Raw genomic sequence first — 820 nt, 5'->3', positions numbered from 1 at the left:
TAAAGATGATGAGCAGCTTAATCAACCAGCTGCTGAAACGCTTTGTAATAAATGATGCTACGCTCTTCCCTGCCGCTCGTTTTTATCGTGCCAGACCACGACGATCAAACAGCAACAGGAAACCTGCTTGGGTCATTGATACTGTTTTGGATATTTACGCGAATGGGAGCAAGAGCTATCGTGTCACGATGCATGAATTTAACCGCTTGTATGCGCATACTGGGGTGACTGTTAGCTTGAGCACGGTCTACGCCTGGGTGCAGAAGTATCGTTACGAAATGGAAGTCGTCCGTTCAAAGACACGCAACAGCATTCCTGAACATCGCCCTGCTAACCTGCGCTGGTGCCTGGATGGCACTGGCAAGGTCGATGCCAACGGCGTACAGCATTTTATACTGGGTATGGTGGATCATGGGACGCGCTTGAATTTGCTACTGACGCGACTTGAGTCAGCGACTTCGAAATCTATACTTGAGCAGCTTACAGCAACGGTCAAGCTGTTCGGCAAGCCTAAATTGATTCGTACAGACAATGCTGCTGTGTTTCGTAGTACAGAGTTTAAAAGAGGAATGAACGATCTTGAAATCCGTCATGAATTCAGTCAGCCAGGCAAGCCTTGGCAGAACGGAAGAATCGAGCGTTTTTTTTTAACACTGAAGCAGAAGTTGAATTTGATCGTACCTAAGGATGGTTCGGCACTGGATAACCTGCTGGCGGAATTTGCGACGTGGTACAACGTGATAAGACCGCATCAGCATTTGCATGGCTTGACGCCTGCTGAAGCATGGCGGGGCATTGATCCGTACAAAATCGTACCGCA

1 protein-coding gene is annotated in these 820 nt (G+C 48.2%); it reads left to right on the top strand.

The window, feature by feature from the left end; translation table 11 throughout:
• Window positions 1–8: 8 nt before the first annotated feature.
• A partial coding sequence (locus ACO0LG_RS29500; RefSeq protein ID WP_423032178.1) for an integrase core domain-containing protein occupies window positions 9–820 on the top strand: 812 nt, incomplete at its 3' end.

The organism is Undibacterium sp. Ji42W (assembly GCF_049340405.1).
GTDB lineage: Bacteria > Pseudomonadota > Gammaproteobacteria > Burkholderiales > Burkholderiaceae_D > Undibacterium.
The sequence above is the reverse complement of the archived record's forward strand: the minus strand, read 5'-3'. Positions and strand labels throughout refer to the sequence as shown.